15 protein-coding genes are annotated in these 18,638 nt (G+C 40.7%); 13 read left to right on the plus strand and 2 right to left on the minus strand.

Features of this window, described 5'->3' with window-relative positions:
* The first annotated feature begins 144 nt into the window (after nucleotides 1-144).
* Complete coding sequence (locus MFF31_RS16710) at nucleotides 145-1,686, plus strand: DUF5050 domain-containing protein (protein WP_238189384.1); 1,542 nt, start codon at nucleotides 145-147, stop codon at nucleotides 1,684-1,686.
* An 81-nt stretch (nucleotides 1,687-1,767) separates the two neighbouring features.
* On the opposite strand, the gene MFF31_RS16715 is transcribed toward MFF31_RS16710, so the two are convergent.
* Nucleotides 1,768-2,628, minus strand: a complete 861-nt coding sequence (locus tag MFF31_RS16715) for an AraC family transcriptional regulator (RefSeq protein WP_238189386.1) — start codon at nucleotides 2,626-2,628, stop codon at nucleotides 1,768-1,770.
* 242 nt (nucleotides 2,629-2,870) lie between these two features.
* Between MFF31_RS16715 and MFF31_RS16720 the strand changes: the two genes are divergently transcribed.
* From MFF31_RS16720 to MFF31_RS16735, 4 genes are all read left to right on the plus strand, one after another.
* Complete coding sequence (locus tag MFF31_RS16720; RefSeq protein ID WP_238189387.1) at nucleotides 2,871-6,353, plus strand: Ig-like domain-containing protein; 3,483 nt, start codon at nucleotides 2,871-2,873, stop codon at nucleotides 6,351-6,353.
* 468 nt (nucleotides 6,354-6,821) lie between these two features.
* A complete protein-coding gene (locus MFF31_RS16725) occupies nucleotides 6,822-7,190 on the plus strand; it encodes a GntR family transcriptional regulator (protein ID WP_238192088.1) in 369 nt (122 codons plus the stop codon).
* Nucleotides 7,187-8,059 carry an ABC transporter ATP-binding protein gene (locus MFF31_RS16730; RefSeq protein ID WP_238189389.1) on the plus strand — a complete coding sequence of 291 codons (873 nt, stop codon included), beginning with the start codon at nucleotides 7,187-7,189 and terminating at the stop codon, nucleotides 8,057-8,059. Before MFF31_RS16725 ends, MFF31_RS16730 begins: the two co-directional genes overlap by 4 nt.
* Complete coding sequence (locus tag MFF31_RS16735; protein ID WP_238189391.1) at nucleotides 8,056-8,769, plus strand: hypothetical protein; 714 nt, start codon at nucleotides 8,056-8,058, stop codon at nucleotides 8,767-8,769. The genes MFF31_RS16730 and MFF31_RS16735 overlap by 4 nt, the downstream gene beginning before the upstream one ends.
* A gap of 312 nt (nucleotides 8,770-9,081) precedes the next feature.
* On the opposite strand, the gene MFF31_RS16740 is transcribed toward MFF31_RS16735, so the two are convergent.
* Nucleotides 9,082-10,740: a helix-turn-helix domain-containing protein gene (locus MFF31_RS16740; protein ID WP_238189393.1), complete on the minus strand. Its 1,659-nt coding sequence runs from the start codon at nucleotides 10,738-10,740 to the stop codon at nucleotides 9,082-9,084.
* Nucleotides 10,741-10,875: 135 nt separating this feature from the next.
* On the opposite strand from MFF31_RS16740, the gene nikA reads away from it, so the two are divergent.
* From nikA to MFF31_RS16780, 8 genes are all read left to right on the plus strand, one after another.
* Nucleotides 10,876-12,498 (plus strand): nickel ABC transporter substrate-binding protein, encoded by a 1,623-nt coding sequence (gene nikA, locus MFF31_RS16745; protein WP_238189395.1) that lies wholly within the window; start codon nucleotides 10,876-10,878, stop codon nucleotides 12,496-12,498.
* A 24-nt stretch (nucleotides 12,499-12,522) separates the two neighbouring features.
* Nucleotides 12,523-13,467, plus strand: coding sequence for a nickel ABC transporter permease (gene nikB / locus MFF31_RS16750; protein ID WP_238189397.1), 945 nt, complete (start codon nucleotides 12,523-12,525; stop codon nucleotides 13,465-13,467).
* The gene (gene nikC / locus MFF31_RS16755) at nucleotides 13,467-14,291 is read left to right on the plus strand and encodes a nickel ABC transporter permease subunit NikC (RefSeq protein ID WP_238192090.1); all 825 of its coding nucleotides are present in this window, start codon (nucleotides 13,467-13,469) and stop codon (nucleotides 14,289-14,291) included. Before nikB ends, nikC begins: the two co-directional genes overlap by 1 nt.
* A 20-nt stretch (nucleotides 14,292-14,311) precedes the next feature.
* On the plus strand, nucleotides 14,312-15,160 hold the full coding sequence (locus MFF31_RS16760) for an ABC transporter ATP-binding protein (protein WP_238192092.1): 849 nt from the start codon (nucleotides 14,312-14,314) through the stop codon (nucleotides 15,158-15,160).
* A gap of 15 nt (nucleotides 15,161-15,175) precedes the next feature.
* Nucleotides 15,176-16,009 carry a nickel import ATP-binding protein NikE gene (nikE, locus tag MFF31_RS16765; protein WP_238192094.1) on the plus strand — a complete coding sequence of 278 codons (834 nt, stop codon included), beginning with the start codon at nucleotides 15,176-15,178 and terminating at the stop codon, nucleotides 16,007-16,009.
* A complete protein-coding gene (gene cntE, locus MFF31_RS16770) occupies nucleotides 16,006-17,256 on the plus strand; it encodes a staphylopine family metallophore export MFS transporter CntE (RefSeq protein WP_238189399.1) in 1,251 nt (416 codons plus the stop codon). The genes nikE and cntE overlap by 4 nt, the downstream gene beginning before the upstream one ends.
* A gap of 448 nt (nucleotides 17,257-17,704) precedes the next feature.
* Nucleotides 17,705-18,034: an ArsR/SmtB family transcription factor gene (locus MFF31_RS16775; protein WP_238189401.1), complete on the plus strand. Its 330-nt coding sequence runs from the start codon at nucleotides 17,705-17,707 to the stop codon at nucleotides 18,032-18,034.
* Complete coding sequence (locus tag MFF31_RS16780) at nucleotides 18,031-18,423, plus strand: SRPBCC family protein (RefSeq protein ID WP_238189403.1); 393 nt, start codon at nucleotides 18,031-18,033, stop codon at nucleotides 18,421-18,423. The genes MFF31_RS16775 and MFF31_RS16780 overlap by 4 nt, the downstream gene beginning before the upstream one ends.
* Nucleotides 18,424-18,638 lie beyond the last annotated feature (215 nt).

Genomic DNA, 18,638 nt, shown 5'->3' on the forward strand with positions numbered 1-18,638 from the left:
GACTCAACTAACAATTGGAGGTGTAGTTTTTTTTATGTGTAAACATCTCAATTGAAATCTCGGGTAGAATATCGTTATTGTTAAAGGATATTAATGGAAAACGTCGAAAGATGTAAGGAAACACATAGAGGGGATTACTAAACAATGAGAAAAAAATGGGTTGGGTATGTGATCGCAATTTCATTATGTATAGGCTTGTTCATACCTACGGTACAAGTTAAAGCGGCAGATTCAAGCGTAAAGGTTTCACTACCAGTATTTGAAGTGAAGCTAAATGGTCATAAAATAGATAATCTTAATCGGGAATACCCGTTACTGGTTTATCGTGATATAACTTATATTCCGATGACCTCGAACGACTCTAGATTGCTTGGTTTGGAGACAACTGTATCGCAAGCAACTGGTTTAACTATAACGAAAAGCAAGGTGACTAACTCCTATATGCCTACCAAGTCTAAACGTCCAAATTCGAATTCGTACACTGCGACGAAAACCGCTTCTACTATTATAGTTAATGGCAAGGTAATCAACAATTCAACTGAAAAATATCCGTTGTTAAACTTCAGGAATGTTACATATGTACCACTAACCTGGCGTTTCGCTCATGACGAATTTGGATGGGATTATAAATTTAACGCTGCCAGCGGTCTTAGCATTACGTCCGATAACCCGCAATTGAAAGTAATTAATCTTCCTTCATATGCTATCAAAAATGATGTAGCATTTTTTAAGGGGTATTATTACTTCGTTGAAACAAAGGCTACAACCAACCACGTTTATCGTGCACCAGTAAATAAACCGGCTGATAATAAGGAAGTTTATTCTTATAATTTCAGCCCAGAAACCTTTTCAAACCAAGTCTATTTTCAAATCCTCGAAAATAGGTTGTGGTTTTCCTATAGCCCTAGTGTTGGACTTATAACAGGTACTACTTTTCACGTTAATATAAGTGCTGACGGGAAGACTGACGTGATTTATCAAGGTTTAGGCTCTTTCCGGGATACTCCATACGGAACATTATTCATCACTAATGGAATGCTTAATGAACAATATGGAAGTCTTTATATTAAAGAGGACAACAAGTCTAGAAGTGTTGGAGACTCTAGCATGATGTTCGCTGATCATATTAATAACGCTACTACTGTCGTAGGTGATAATGTTTACGTGTTATGTAAAATGGATTATTTGAATAAAACTCCGAGTTTCATCTACAGAATCAATCTAAAAACAAATAAGACGGAACAGATCGTGAATGCGAACGTTCGCGACTTCCAAATTGTTAAAGACAAACTATACTATATCAACAAAGATGAGAAAGATACTTTATACTCGTCTTCGTTAGACGGAACTGGTGAAACGAAGCTGTCCGAACATGCTGTATCTTGGTTTGATAGTGTCGACGGAAATCTGTTTTACACAACTAAGAAGAAATCAAACCAATATGATCTGTACAAGTTTAAATCAAACGGGAAAGATCAGCTTGTATGGACATCGCCAGTTGCAGGTGTTCAAGTATTAAATAAACAACTTATAGGCCAACTTGGTGGCAGCAATGGTATCGTAATACTGGACAGTTCAGGCAACTTGATCGTAAAAATAGTGGAACCAATTGCAAAAATTGTTACATCCGATAAAGGGTTATTACTCCAAAAATCAAATAAATCTTATTTGACAATTACTCCTTAAAAGAAGATGACTAGTTTTTTATGAATCACCTCGACAGCTTTGGCTGACGGGGTGATTTTTGTATCTATCTGCTATTTATGCTTATGTTACTGGGCAATATTCGCTCGTTCGGCTCATTTTACGATATTGAAGAGGGGAAGTTCCAACAGTACTTTTAAATATTCTTCCAAAATGGGTTAAGTTCTCAAATCCTACACACAGGGCAATGTCCGAAACGGATAATTTGGAATTGTTGAGTAACGAGCGAGCTTCTTTTATCCGAATGTTATTTAAATACTCGATGCACGTAAATCCAGTAACTTCTTTAAATGTACGACTTAAATGAGAGGGACTTATGGAAAATCTCTGAGATAAGTCATCTAATGTTACACGTTTATCATAGTTCAGATTTATAAATTCTAGAATCCGAGAAACCTTCTGATTTGCTCGATTCGACTCGATCAGATTGTAACTTGGGCCCATGTCAACCTTGCGTTTGAGAAATAACAACAGTTCCGTCAAAAGGACTTTTTGATAGTAATCATAGCCAGGTAATTTATTCGTTTCTTCCTGAATCATTTTATTAAAATGATACTCAATAAACGTTTGATCATTACCTCCTAGTTTGATTGCATTTGAATGGGAGTGAAAATAGGAGAATAGATTACATCCTGCTTCCTCAATGAGAAGGGTGCTAAGGAAGTCTTTTTTAAAAACTAAAGTAACTCTTTCGAAAGTAGCTCCATTTACATTGACCAGCTTATGTAAGTCATTCATGTTGATAAACAGTAAGACGCCGCTGACAATTTGATAAGTTCTGTCTTCAATATAATAATAAATTTGACCTGAGATTAAATACAGAATTTCGTATGCATCGTGATAATGTGCGGAGGCTATGCTGGAGCGGGTTTTCTTCTCACGGCTAATGTAAAAAGGAAGCGATTCATAAAAATTTATTTCCATAGACATCCACCCCCATTTTTAGATGAGTGTATTAGTTGTGGAAAAAAGCTTAGAGCAGGTTACTTGTAAACTTATTGTTCCTATTATATCATCTTTCCATTTCGGAGGGAGGGTGTTAAAAGATAATAGCAGTATACGTAGAAAATTTACGTTTTGCGGAATATAGGAAGAGATTAAATGTTCGATAATGCGATATATTGCTGGTGAGACTTTCAAATAAAAATGGAAGAGAGGTAACAACGATGAACATTAAAAAAAATGTAAAAAGGAGATTTAGTTACGCTTTATCCGTTTTACTTGTTCTCATTTTGCTACCATTCAATGTAATAGGAGGAGCAAGCGCAAATGAACAACCTGCTGAGATAGGAATAACATCGGTTCCTGAAGTTATTGCCGGATGGAACTTTAGCAGTGCGGGAACACAAGGAGTTATTCCAGCTTCATCTGGGGTGAATCAACAAAGTTCAACCATTCGTGCTGTGGGTGGCCCATACTTCGAAGCACTTGTATCAACCGATAATAGTATCAAATATCAAGGCTGGGATAATGGAGCTAACACGAAGTATTGGCTAGCTACCCTATCAACAAAAGATTATGAGAACATTACTTTATCCTCTCAGCAAACCTCAACAGGATCAGGACCTCGGGACTTTAAGGTTCAAATTAGTACGGATAACCAATCATGGTCGGATGTACCTGGTGGTGGGCTTACTTTAATTACGAGCAATTTTAACTGTACGACATGTAAGCTTCAGGATACTGTACTTCAGGCTAACAATCAGAATATGTTGTATATTCGTTGGCTAGTAACTTCTACTCAAGCAACGAACTCTAGCAATGCTGCGGTTGGACCCTTCGGTTCGAGTTTACTTAAAGATGTTACTGTTAAAGGCACTCGGATCGATGGCGGTACTCAAATACCAACAAACGAAGTAACAAAAACACCTATAGCGAATGCAGTCGGGCAATCAGAAGATGCACTCGTTTCTGTGAAATTTAACAAAGGCATTAGCCTCAATACCGGATATAACCCAACTATTATTGACAATACCGGAGGTACGCTACCAGGTATTACTACGACAGTCAGCAATGATACTTTAATTATTAATCATCCTAATTTTATGAATGGAAAGAGCTATACCGTAACAGTTCCTAAGGAGCTTGTAAGCGGCGTTGATGGAGTCAATCTTACAAACGACATTACTTGGAATTTTACAATAAGGAATGGTACAGCGGAACCAATTGTTTTAGCAGAATGGATATTTGCAAATGGAGGAAGTAACGGCAGCTTTCCGGCTACAAATGGTCTAAACAAATTAGCGTCCACATTTACTAACGTGGGTGGTGTATTCGAAGCTTATGATAGTGTTAATAAAGCGATTAGCTATCAAGGCTGGAATGGCAGTGGAAGTAAATATTGGGTCGCAACTGTTCCTACAGCGGGTTACGAGAATATCACATTATCATCCATACAAAATTCTTCAGGAACGGGACCACGTGATTTTAAAGTTCAGGTAAGTACAAACAATCAAACATGGCAGGATGTACCGAATACAAATTTAAAGATGGCAATATCCAACTTCGATTGTGCAGGAAATACGTGCAAACTAACAAACGTACCGATCCCGAATGGGGCTAATCAAAATATGTTGTATGTTCGCTGGTTAGTCAATTCAAATGTAAATACGAAAGGTGAAGTAGGAGCTATAGGCAGCTATGGTTCCAGTAGAATAAAAGATATTCGCATAATGGGAAGCCTAATTTCAGGCACACATCCGGGAACTCCAACGATAGATGAAGCTCTTCATCCTGCGAACGGTTCTGTAAATGTATCAGCCAGTAGCCCAGTTACTGTGAAATTCAATAAGCCTGTTAGTATTGTTCAAGGATATTCTCCGACGATTAAGGACAGTAATAACAATCCACTAAGCAACATTACGACTGAAATTATTAATAACAACACATTAAAAATTAATCACCCTAACTTTGTAAATGGAAAGACGTATACGGTATCGGTACCGAAGGAGCTAATTAAAGGGCAAGATCAGTTGCCGCTAATTCGAAATGTAGCTTGGAGTTTTACCGTTCAAAGTACTTCTACTACACCTGTTATTCCTAAATTAATTAATATGACATTTAACGGAGACCCAAAAACAAGCTTAGCCCTTGCTTGGTATACCGATGTAATGACGGATACGGTCGTTCAAGTGGTGCTAGCTTCTGCTGTACAAGGCGGTGTATTTCCAGAGGTTGGAGCGACTACATTTCAAGGCAGCTCTGAGAAAATTGGAACTTACGTGATCAAAGGAGACAGAGCTACCCAAAGAAAAACGAATTATTACGCACATAAAGCTATCGCAAACAATTTGACCCCAGGAACAGCTTATAAATACCGGGTAGGTAACGGATCGTCTAACAGCTGGAGTCAGATCGGTTCCTTCACTACAGATACGGCAGTAAATCAACCGTATCACTTCATTGCCGGCTCAGATTCTCAAGCCTCAAGTCGTTCTGGATTTGAACCATGGGCGGATACATTCAGAAAAGCGAAAACACAAATAGGCGATCCTAAATTTATCATTAATGCTGGTGACCTAGTAGACAATGGGGATTTAGAGGAGCAATGGCAGTGGATGCTCGGTTTAGCGCAAAATGAACTTACAACTGTTCCTATCGTTCCAGTGCTCGGTGGTCATGAAGTTGAAGATTATACAGGTGACGAAACAACACCTAACAATAACTTCTATAATCATTTTAACTTGCCTAAACAGGTTGTAGCCGGCACTGACGAAGGTTCTGCTTACTCTTTTGAATATGGTGATGCACTTTACATCGTATTTAACTCTCAATACGAAGGTGGTCTTGCCAGTGACGGAACTGTGCGGTGGGTAGATCCGCAATATTTGGACCAAGTGAAATGGATGAGAAATGTCGTTGCCAAGAGCGATAAGAAGTGGAAATTTGTTGCGGTCCATAAAGGACCTTATGGAGCGGGAGATAACTCAGGAAAATATGAAGATGAACGTGTGCAATTTTATAAGAAACATCTTGTCCCTGCTTTTGATGAGATGGGAATAGATATGGTGTTTGAAGCTCATGATCATATGTATATGAGATCGTTCCAAATGTATAATGATCTAGTTGTTCCAGCCTCACAAATTACGATCGATAGTGAAGGTAATGCAGTTAATCCTAAGGGCACCATTTATCTGATGTCCAATGCATTTGGCAATAAATTTTACACAAAGTACCCTGGTTATAACGATTATTTTGCAGCTAAAAATTTGCAGCCTCACAAAAAAATGTTCACGGATGTTTATGTGTCAGATCAAGTGCTGAAATTTACAGCTTATACAGCAGCAATAGCAGATGAAGGATCGGGTAACAACGGGGTAAGGGCTTATGATCAATATGGGATAAAAAGAACTGACGTTAAGCCATCGGTCGTAACAAATGCTAGTGTTGTAAGAAGTGGCAACAAAGCCTTTATTACTTGGAGCCCCCCTGCAGGGAGTCCAGAACCTGTTAGAGGTTTTAGAATATATGAGAAAAACGATAAGGTATCCACACACTGGAGTGAATATATTCAGGTTGTGGCAGGAAGAACGCAGTACAGCTTTACGGTAAACAATATTAATTCGACTACGAATTACAATTTCATTATCAAAGCCGTAGGTACGAGACTCAATTCCAATCCTGTGGAGGTCAGCATAGTAGGGAGCTAGTAATCCCAATTGCCAATTTAGTAAGTAGAAGTTAATCTGTGAAATCCTCTTTCACACTATCTGTATATAAATTACAGGTAGTGCTGAGGGAGGATTTTTTTTCTGTTTCGTATAGACAAAATTAATCCCTGTAATAATGGATGCGAGCGATTACACTTTCTAACGAAAGCACATTTATTTGTGAAATTTATCTGCTTAAAATGGATAATAGATAACGTTCTATAGGCATGCCAACGTAATACGATAATGTAACAAACCAAATAATTTTTTATTGAAGTAACTATGAAACCGGGCGAATTTTCCGTAAGTTTAACTGTAAAAACATTAACAAATATTGATCCATCAAGATTTTCACAAGTGAACTACGTAATAAAATAGATTTACAAAACTTACTAACTCGTGTATAGTTGTATACATGAGTAACCAACCAATCAACAAAAAGGACATAAGAAGAAAAGGCGGTCAATGATGAAAACGACATTGGATGAATCTCAGCCGATTTTTCAGCAGATTGCCCAAATGATCATGGACGAAATTGTAGAAGGCCAATTAAAGGAGGAGGAACAAGTCCCTTCCGAAAATGAATTATCACGCTTCTACAACATTAACCGGGCAACTGTCCGCAAAGGTCTCCAAGATTTGTTGGATAACGGCATAATTTATAAACAACGCGGAATTGGCATGTTTGTCATGAAAGGAGCAATGCATCAATTGTTAAAGGAACGACAGAAGAGCTATCGCGAAGCATTTATTCTGCCTCTATTAGTAGAAGCGAAGAGAATCGGATTAAGCAAGCAAGACGTTATACTGCTCATTCAAGAGGAGGAAAAAGTATGATTAGTGTGAACGAAGCAACTTACTCGTATGAAAACGTTTCTGTTCTTCAAAAAATCTCATTCGAGGAAAATGAGCCGGTCATCGCGGGACTTTGGGGGAGAAATGGTGCGGGCAAAACAACGCTGATGAGGCTGCTTGCTGGTCATCAGCAGCCAGATCACGGAACTATTCATATTTCAGGTATGGTACCTTATGGAAACTCTGAAGCTATGAAGCACATCTGTTATATGCAGGAGGATCATCCTTTCAGCTCGATATGGACAGTTAATGATGCGCTGCGTTTTGGTCGATATTTTAATGTCAATTGGGATCAAAATACGGCAGACAGTCTCGTTAGTACGTTCAATTTGGATGGCAAAAAGAAAATAACCAGGCTCTCGAAAGGGATGAAATCCGCACTCCAATTTATTGTGGGACTCTCTAGTCGAGCAAGTGTGACTATATTTGATGAGCCAACAAATGGTTTGGATGCAGCAATGAGGAAACAGATGTATAAATCTTTACGAGAAAGCCATGAGGAGATGCCACGTCTCATTCTAATTTCTACACATCATATTGAGGAAGTGCAGCCTCTCTGTGAATCATTGATAGTGATGCACGAAGGAAAGTTGTTGCTTCATCAACCTATGGATGAGGTCCGAGAAAATGGAATATGGCTGGCTGGAGAAAAAAATACGATCGTAGACATTATTAAAGGTCATAACATACTTGAGCAAACTACTATGGGCTTTAAGATGAGAGTAATGATTGATGCTCCTTATTCGAAGCAGTGGAAAGATCATGCACATACTCATGGTTTGTCTATTGAAAAAGCGGATGTTCAAGACTATTTACTGAACCTTACTGAGAAGAAGGAGGTAATAGCATGATTTCAACGAATGGTGTATTTCGGTTGGTGTACGAAGATGCAAGTTGGTATTTTGGAAAACAGATGCTGTTGTTTATTACCATCCCTTTGACATTTGTATGGATTATTCTCGGTTTTTTATTTGAACTCGATCACAAGACGATAGCTGCGATATCGGGACCGGCCTATTTTTTTGTCGCCGGATTTGGGTTGTTTGGATTCAAACCGCTTTTTGCACTTTCGATTGCAATGGGAAGTACACGAATACAATTTCTGAAAAAGTATCTCAGCGTTAGTGTGGCTGCAGTCACTCTCAGTATATTATGCTTGAATGTCTGTCAATTTGCGCTCGTGATGATTTATAAATGGAATAATGTCGAAGCAAAAATTTTGCATCCTGCGAGCTTGCTTCTAAATGAGTATCAATTCTTCCCGTATTTGTGGGTAGACTTGATGGTAGGCATTGCTTTATTCGGATTTACTTTTCTCTTCTATGCAATCTTCTATCGGGTGGGATTCACACGCAGCTTGATAACGCTAATGATTGTTACTATTGCAGGATTATTCCTCTATTACGGAAATATTCTGACAACTATCTTTAATTGGTTGTGGAACATAGAAATGAATGCATTGGCGAATGCTACTATATTAGGACTATTGAGTCTAGGTGCATTATTTGCCACATATCCGATGCTGCGTAATGCACCATTGCATCCCAAGCCGAAGAGGTAAATAGCGTAGCTCTGCTGGTTTCATGCCTAAATGGGCTAGGACAGGATGTTGCTAATTCATGATTGTGATAAAAGGTCTGTATGAAAAATTTCATCCCCCTAGAATGGAGATATATTTGCTTGTAAGAACTGGAGCAGCAAGAAGGAACCTTTCTTGCTGCTCTTTGTATTCCCTTACGAAAGGATGATAGTAAATGCCCTTTTCAAAATGATACCGTCTGGAAGTTGTTGCGCGAGCTGAATCTGCTTAAAGTTTCAATAATTATTGCACTGTTAGTTAACGAAGGTGCAGACTTGTTATGACTACCATTAACTAAGCTTGCAAAATACGGGGCAATACGGCAAGAAGCTGATCCATCGTCATCGGATCATCAAAATTCCATTTTGCTTCAGTGACATAAGCTTGGCCTCTTCCAAGCGATTTCCAAAATGGGCTGTTGATGATTCGGGCAGCTTCCTGCTTTGAGCGAGGAAATTCATCTACGAGCAGAAAATGGGCATCTGCCATGTATTCACTAATGTGCTCGATATCAATTCCCCGAAAAGGCAACTTGATATCTATCATTTCCTTAACCTTTATTGAAGGCTGATAGGCTAATGGATGATATATGGTTAAGCCAAATCCCTTCATGCCCATCACATAAAGAGAACCTTCGGCAAGAGCAAATATAGTAGCTGTTTGTCGCCCGACCGTATTAGCTGAAATTAGTGTCCACATGTCTTCCGCTTTTTGTTTGTGCTGATCAATCCACACTTGTGCTTGCTCCTGTTTATCAAAAATATCAGCAACTTTAAGCAGTCTGGAGTAGGTCGGTTCATAACGATCTATCAGTATAGTAGGCGCTATTTGAGACAATTGTTCGACCCATTCCTGCCTAAATCCGCTGTAAATGATGATATCAGGGTTTAGTGATCTTACCTTCCCCGGCTCACCCAATAAGCCGATATCTTCGATATCCTTTAGTTCATCTCGGTAGATCACTCGTTTTCCTATGATATTTATATCTGCTCCGATTGGCTTTATCCCGAGCGACATAATGTCGCCTAGCGCATAACCAACTGTCACCACTCGCTCATAGCGATTTTTTACGGCTGAAGATGGGGATTTAATTGTTCGCATAGATTCAGCATACTGTCTGGGTGTAATGCCAATCGTTTGGCGAAACTTGCGTGCAAAGTAGCTTTCTTCTCTAAAGCCTACTTGATGAGCAATCTGCCGCAACGTATCCTCCGTTTCCATAAGCAGTTCTTTGGCTCGCTTGAGCCGGATGTTCATCAAATAATCGAGAGGTTTCTTACCAGTAAGTGTTTGAAATAGAGAACTATACTGCCAGCGTCCAACTCCAGACATTTTATATAATTGCTCCACAGTAATGTCCTCGTAGTAGTACTGATCAATATAGCCAATGGTTTGTTCAACGGCAGATTTATTATCGAAATCGCCATCGGATCGTTGAATACTGTCAATAAGTAGAATAAGTAGTTCATGCAAACAAGTTTGCTGCTTGAAATAAATTATTTCTTGATTCTTCAAATTATCCCGAGCAAATGTTTGGTATTGGGTGAGAAGATCGATCAATCGTGATGTCTGTATGATAGTTATTTTAGTTTCGTACGGTAAATACGGGCCTAGTTCTGGAACGGAATGATGTTTACCAAGACAATAGGCATTAAAGTCTATCAAATAGACAGCATTTTCAACATTTGTTGTATCGTTGAACTCTAATTGAGCTTTAGCTCCGGGTGCAAGTACAAAAGCTGAGCCTTTATCAGCACGGATCATGTGCCCGTTCAAATGGATGCTTCCAGCACTCTGCACGAAGATCACAATGCGATGCGAATCTGGATTGATTGGCAAGACCAACTTAAAAGTTAAGGAGTGTAATACGCAAATCTCTGAAGGGAGATATACGTAAGTTGTAATATCATCATTAGAGATACGTTTTGTAATGATGTTGCTGCTTAGATGCATAGCGATCTCCTTTTTCAATTTGCCAGTGTATTTTGTTCAATAAAAAATCAGACGTATGTTTATTGAATAGTGGCATAAGACTTCCTATACTTAGTTGACTATGATAATCATTATTAATTGAAAAGGGGTTACAACATGTTTCACAATCAAAAGAAAAAGACGATGCAGCTAATTTTGCTCATTATTGCTCTAACCGTCGTTATTTTGGGGTGCTCAAAACAGGATAATGCACAATCAGGAAATGCGCAATCGAATAAAGAGAAAGCGATTACCGTTTCCTGGATGAGAGATTTAGGGACATCTAACCCGCATGCCTATTATCCATCTCAATTATTTTCACAATCAATGCTGTTCGAACCGCTAGTGACCTATGGCGAAGGCGGAGAAATAAAGCCGTTTTTGGCCGAGTCATGGGAGATCTCGGAGGACGGCAAACAATATACATTTAAGCTTCGCAAAGATGTGAAGTATTCCGATGGCTCAACTTTCAACGCTGCGAGTGTGAAGAAAAACTTCGATGCGATCTTGCTGAACAAAAAGACACATAGCTGGATTGGCATTGCTAAGGTACTGGAACAAACAGATGTTATAGACGAATACTCGGTCAAAATTACGTTATCGCAACCTTATTATCCGACACTTCAGGATTTGTCTACTGTTCGACCATATCGCTTTCTTGCAGATGCCGGATTCCCAGACGACGGTGACACGCTGAAAAGTATAAAAGCGCCGATTGGAACTGGACCATGGATACTTAAGGAGTACAAACAAGATGAATTTGCAGTGTTTGTAAAAAATCCGAACTACTGGGGTGAGAAGCCGAAACTGGATAAAGTGACTGTAAAAATCATCCCGGATGCAGAGACGCGCGTACTTGCGTTTGAGAAAGGCGATCTGGATATGATCTTCGGCGAAGGAGCCATCAATTTGGATGCTTTTACCGGCTTAAGAGATTCGGGCAAGTATACAACAGATCTGTCTAAACCAGTCGGCACGAGAAATCTCGTCCTGAATACGATGAATGACAAACTTGCCGATAACCGGGTACGTCAGGCGCTTCATCTGGGTTTCAATAAACAAGCGCTAGTGGATGGTATTACAAGTGGTGTTGAGAGTAAGGCTGATCAGGTCCTATCTAAAGACTACCCTTACGTCAAAACCAACTTCGAAGCACACAATTACAACGTGGATAAAGCAAATGCTTATTTAGAAGAAGCTGGATGGAAGCTGCCAACAGGCAAAACTGTGCGTGAAAAGGACGGACAGATGCTTGAACTTAATCTAATGTACGACACGACTGACCGTATTCAAAAAGTGATGGGAGAAGCTCTGCAAGCGGAATGGGCGGCGATTGGCGTAAAGTTAAACTTTGTTGGTCTAGAATTGAAGGAACAATACAAACGTTTCAGTCAAGGCGAGTTTGATCTCAATTTCTGGTTTAATTCGGGCGTACCTTACGATCCGCATACGCTAGTTAACGCAATAGGGGAGCCGGGTTTTGGTATTTCGGAGGCTCATACAAATATTTCTATGAAGGCGCAATTGGATAAGCAGATTAAGTCGGTATTATCAGTAACAGACGAGAAGGAACGTCAACAATTGTATGATACGATTTTGCAAACTGTTCAGGAGCAATCTGTCATTATACCATTGTCCTATATTAAACAAACTGTAGTTTATCATAAACATTTGAAAGATGTTCAATTCCCGACAAGCCGCTGGGACCATCCCTTTAACAGCATAGATGTGACCAAGTAAAAGCAGAGCGGGGTTATTGATCTCATGATTAGTTATATCGGTAAACGAATGTTAGCTGTTGTCCCCCTCGTGCTGTTTGCTGTACTCGCAACCTTTCTGTTAATGCGTATGTCACCTGTAGATCCAGCTGAAGCCTATTTCTCGGCTTCTCATCTTAAAGTTACGGACGAGCTGTTAGCAGAGAAAAGACTAGAGATGGGGCTGGATAAGCCCCTTCTTGTTCAATACTTCCATACGGTTGTGAAAATGGTACAGTTTGACTTCGGCATTTCTTATTTATCGGGAGAGCCAGTCTGGCAAGAGATTGCGCAGCGTCTGCCGGCTACTCTACAGCTAGCATTGAGCAGCTCGATCATTACGGTTTTAGTTGTCATTCTGCTTGGCTATTTTTCTGCCGTTTACAAAAATAGCTGGATCGATTATTTGAGCAGGGGGCTCGCATACGTCGGGTCATCTTTGCCGCAGTTTTGGCTGGGCTATTTACTTGTATTTGTCTTTGCTATTCAATTGGACTGGCTGCCCGTGGAGGGAAAAGGCACTTGGCAGCATTTGATTCTCCCTTCGGCTACATTATCGCTGGCGCTAATTGCTATGTATACACGCTTGTTCAGAGAAAGTATGTTGGAGCAGATGAACGAAGCTTACGTGCTGTATGCGAAAACGCGTGGTATCAAACATAGGAGTATTATGCTGAGACATGTAGCGAAAATTGCTATAACACCTGTAATTACAGGGCTTGGTATGAATATTGGTAGATTACTGACAGGAACAATCATAGTCGAAAGGGTATTCTCCTGGCCAGGTCTTGGACGGTTTTTTGTAGAATCAATATTTAATCGTGACCTTCCTGTTATTCAGGGTTACGTTTTTTTTGCGGCATGTTTGTATCTTGCGAGCAGTCTTATCGTTGATTTGGTACAAATGGCGCTTGACCCTCGAATATCGCTGAAAGGAAGAACCGGCTCGTGATGATGCAGCTACAGACTTCTAGCAAAAAGAGCAAGACGATCTTTGTTTGTACGGTTATTTTAATCATCTGTTTCATTGTCGTATTGTTGGCGCCATGGGTTTCTCCACATGATCCGGTTAAAGTAGATTTGGCCATGAAGCTGCAACCTTCTTCTACGGAGCACTGGCTGGGAACAGACCATCTCGGCAGAGATATTTTATCTAGACTTATCTATGGAGCTAGAGTATCAGTTGGTCTCGTTATAGTCATCTTCATCGCATCTGTAGTAATCGGAATGTTGATCGGAGTCATTGCGGGATATAGAGGCGGCTGGTTGGACAGTTTTATTATGCGGATATGCGATGGAATGTTGGCTTTCCCAAATCTAGTGCTCGTGTTAGGAATAGTAGGCATTATGGGCACAGGGACATGGCAAGTCGTGCTTGCACTGCTCATGGTACATTGGGTCTACTATGCTCGCATGTCCCGTGGATATGTTGTTAGTTTAAGAGGATCGAATTTTGTTGCGGCTGCCCGAATCAGTGGTTCCTCACCTTTTAAAATCATTATGAAACATATTCTGCCCAACATGCTTCCTCAAATTATCGTTATTGGTACTCTGGATATTGGCTTTGCGATTATGGACATTTCTGCACTATCCTTTTTGGGATTAGGGATTCAACCGCCTACAGCCGAGTGGGGAGCAATGATTTTGGAAGGAAGGGCTTATATCCGCAGCCATCCGGAGCTCATGCTATATCCTGGTCTTATGATTCTACTCGTTGTTATGACTTTTAATTTGCTCGGAGAAGCTCTTTCACAGCGATTCGGCATCAAAAAATAGGATGGACAAGGGTGAATGAAATGGCAGAAGCAATAACCAGCACTAGCGTACTGCAAGTAAGTGACTTAAGTGTAAAGCTCCCTACGGGGAAAGGGAGTAATATGTTGAATTTGGTTAATGACATTAATTTTGAATTAAAAGCGGGACAAATCCTTGGTCTTGTCGGGGAAAGCGGCAGCGGTAAAACGGTTACTTGCAGTACTTTGCTACAGCTCCAGGATCCGTCTGTCGTAGTCTCGGGAAGCATCAAGCTGAATGGTCGTGAGCTGAATGGTTTGAAGGAGAAAGCGATGCAGAGCATTCGTGGAAAGGATCTCGGGTTTATTATGCAAAATCCGATGAATGCGCTCACGCCTGTATATACGATTGGAAGTCAGTTTGTACAGACTATTCGCACGCATAGCAACCTTACTAAGCGGCAAGCCTTCGATCTGGCTGTAGATTCGTTAGCAAGTGTGAATCTGCCTGATCCTCAAAAACTGATGGGGAAATATCCATTTCAACTAAGCGGCGGCATGCTTCAGCGAGTCATGATCGCGATGGCGATATCTTTGAAACCATCTGTTGTTATTGCTGATGAACCGACCACTGCTTTGGATATGATTAATCAACTGCAAGTACTGAAGCAATTGGAGCAATTACGTGCCAATTATGGTACAGCCATTTTATTAATTACCCATGATTTGAGTGTAATAGCCGAACTAGCTGATGAGGTAATGGTGATCTGTAAGGGTAATATTGTGGAGAAAGCCAGCGTATATCAGCTTTTTGATCAGCCACGACATACGTATACTAGGAAATTGCTAGGTACGAGATTAGATAATTCTAGACATCAAGATTATGTTGAAGATGTGATCGTTAACCTATAAGCGGGGTAGTAGATGATGAGTCTGTTGCAAATAAAGGATGTAACGTACAGCTTCGGGAAAGAACGTTTATTTGGCATGGCACGCCGCCAAACGCCGGTACTATCGAATATTTCATTGCAATTGGAGGCTGGTAGCTGTCTTGGACTGCTCGGCGGAAGCGGAGCAGGGAAGAGCACACTAGGAAAGATTATTCTAGGGCTCGCTAAGCCACAGCAAGGGCAAGTTTTGTTCGAAGGCATGGATTTGTTTAACTTAAAAAACGAAGATCGAAAACGATTAAGAAGGGAGATTCAGGTTGTCTTCCAGGATTGTTACTCAGCTGTTAATCCTCGTATGACAGCGGCTCAAATTATTGGCGAGCCGCTCGATAACTTCGAATCGATGACATCGAATGAACGATCTCGATCGATTGCTGAAGCGCTGGAAATGGTGGGTTTGTCTGCGGAAGATCAAGGGAAATATCCGCGGCAATTTAGTGGCGGCCAGCTGCAAAGGATTAATATTGCTAGAGCCATTGTACTGAGGCCAAAGCTAATTGTACTTGACGAATCAGTCAGCAGTCTCGACACAGTGAATCAGGTACATATTATACGGCTGTTGCGAGAGTTGAAAGAGCAGTATGGCACTTCCTATCTGTTTATTACACACGACATTAAAGCGGCGTTTGCACTGTCGGATCAACTGGCCGTGCTGGATAAGGGAGTGTTGGTCGGGTGTTTCGATTCGCAAGAGAGCTTAATGGCCTCAACGAACTCGCATGTTCAGCAATTGCTTCAATCCGCCCTAGCAAGTCATCCGAGGGAAAGGAAAATTAGAGCAGCTAAGCATGAGACGGAGCGGTCTTTATGATACTTTGGAAGCGTTGGATGAAAAGTGGAAGCAATAGCTCGATCGCCGCATCCCCCCCTTTTCTAAAGCTATATTTGGTTACGTTTCTGTTCTTTAGTGCGAATCCAATCATTAATATCGTTCTGCCAATATATAGTGAAGCGGCAGGAGCAGGAAATGCAGAAATTGGTGTTATGATGGGTGCTTATCTTATGGTGAGCATGCTGTTTCGACCATGGGCTGGTGCTGTCGTCAGCCGTTATGGCGCACTAAAAGTGCTGCGAATATTGCTAATTGGCAATGTCATCGTCTTGGGAATGTATGCAGTAGTCGGACTGGAATGGTTCGTTGTTGTGCGTGGACTTCAGGGGTTGCTAACCGCATTTTTTTCACTTTCTTTACAGATGGGAATCGTAGATTCATTGCCTGAAAAAGAGCGTGCCCAAGGAATCTCTTTGTATCTTCTCGCAGGGATGTTGCCTACTGTTATCGGCCCGTTGATAGCATGGTCGTTATGGGATATTGGAGGGATGCAGGCATTTACGATTAGTATATTAATTATTGCCGTAACTACAATAGCACTCGGCTATAAAGCATCAGTACCCGGGAGACCCTTGAAGAGAGAGAAGGTTTCAACTGCCGAGTCGGCTTCGCGTAAAACTATGCGAAAATCATTAATTGCGGTAGTCGGAAACCGCTTTTTTTTAGTATGTAGTATAGTTATGCTCGTTGCATCCATTGGCTTTGGCACGGTCACAACTTTTGTGGTGTTGTATGTGAAACAAATCGGGAACGGCAATCCAGGCTTGTTTTTTATGTTACAAGCGGGAATGATGGTCGCAGCTCGTTTTGTGCTACGATCCAGAATCCCTTCCGATGGGAAATGGCATCCGGTGCTGACAAGTAGTCTCCTGTTTTGTTTGGCTGCCGGTATTCAGTTCTTGTCGCTGGCTGCGTTAGGCCCGACATTCCTAATGTATATTGCATCTCTGCTGATTGGTCTAGGGATGGCGATCATCTACCCGCTCCTAATCACCTATTTGACCTTTGTGTTGTCGGATGCAACTCGTAACGTGTTAGTAGGGCTTTTTATCGCTATGTCAGATCTTGGTGTCGTGCTAGGTAATATTATTATGGGGTCTGTCGCAGATAAAACATCCTATTCATTTATGTTTATGCTTTGCGCAGTGTTAGCTTTAATAACAGGGGTTTTTGTGCTGGTCACTGGAGTTATTATGCATAAAGATGCTGAAACGAAGTCGATCTAAAGATTTCTATGGTTAGCTAAACATAATGTTTCGGCTGTCAATAGAATAAATGAAAATATGAGTAATTAACTTTTGGTGAAATCCTTTTTCATACTATCTGTACGTAACTTGCAGGTAGTGATGAGAGAGGATTTTTTGTAGGACTATTCATAATCAAATTCGAGAATACTATCACAAAATCAGCTTTTCCGTAATATGGATTGTTTAATATAAGAGATAAAACGAATCCGCTCCAAAGGAACAATTACATAACTGACAGACAGTGTACATTCGGATTTAATTTTTTTGTTGACACGACACCAAATGGTGACCTATTATTAAAGTGACACTAAATGGTGTCTTAAAGTTATTTTCGCCATGTGGGCGCTACTTCTTAAGAGCTGCATTCTTAAAGCAGGTTTTGAAATTAACGGCTGTGCCTTGGTAATAATACTTAGGAGAGGGTGCTGTGATCGAGAATAACCAGTTACGGGATGTGTTTGACGCGATTGCAGATCCAACTAGGCGCCGACTGATTGGCTTGTTAGCAGAGGCGGAGGAGATTCCGCTTCATGAATTAACGGCACAGTTTCAAATGGGCCGTACTGCGGTATCCAAACATTTGACTATCCTTAAAGAAGCTGGACTGGTAATTGACAGAAAAGTCGGCAGAGAGACACGATTTAGGCTAAACGCTTATCCACTCAGAGAAGTTCAAGATTGGACAGCTTTCTACAGCAAGTATTGGAGTACAAATATGTTACGTTTGAACCAACTATTAGAGGAGGAAGAAGAATGAGTTTAGCATTATCCTTAGATTTTCAGTACACGGCTTCGATCGAAAAGGCATGGTCTGCCTTAACGGATTCAAGCAAGTTAGCAAAGTGGATTGCAGAAAATGATTTTAAGCCCGAGGTGGGACATCGTTTTCAGTTTCGCCATCAGCCGTCCGAATATTGGGATGGAATCGTTGACGGCGAAGTTCTTACTGTAGAAGCACCAAACCGCTTGTCCTATTCTTGGGCAACTGGAGACGAGCGCCATACGGTTACTTGGACGTTGCAGGATATAGGGGACGGAAAAGTTAACCTTCATCTCGATCAAACGGGATTCTCAAATGTTCAAGGACTTGAGGGTGCTAGATATGGCTGGAGTAATTGGTTCGGTGGGTTTGAATCGGTATTGTAACAAAATTAATGGGTACAGATAGAATGTAATGTATGGCTTGAATAAACATAAACCGGCTGCAAGTAATTTGCAGCCGGTTTATGTCTACTTCGGAGACTCTTTCTAGTCCCTATCCCTATCTATTAGCTCTAGCTTGTACTAAGTGCGTATGAACAAAGCAATTAATTGTTTGTCCTAATATCTATCTCTTACTTAAGTCGAAGAGGTGGGTTAAG

Origin of the sequence: Paenibacillus sp. L3-i20 (genome assembly GCF_022180385.2) — a bacterium.
In the GTDB taxonomy this organism is placed as follows: domain Bacteria; phylum Bacillota; class Bacilli; order Paenibacillales; family Paenibacillaceae; genus Pristimantibacillus.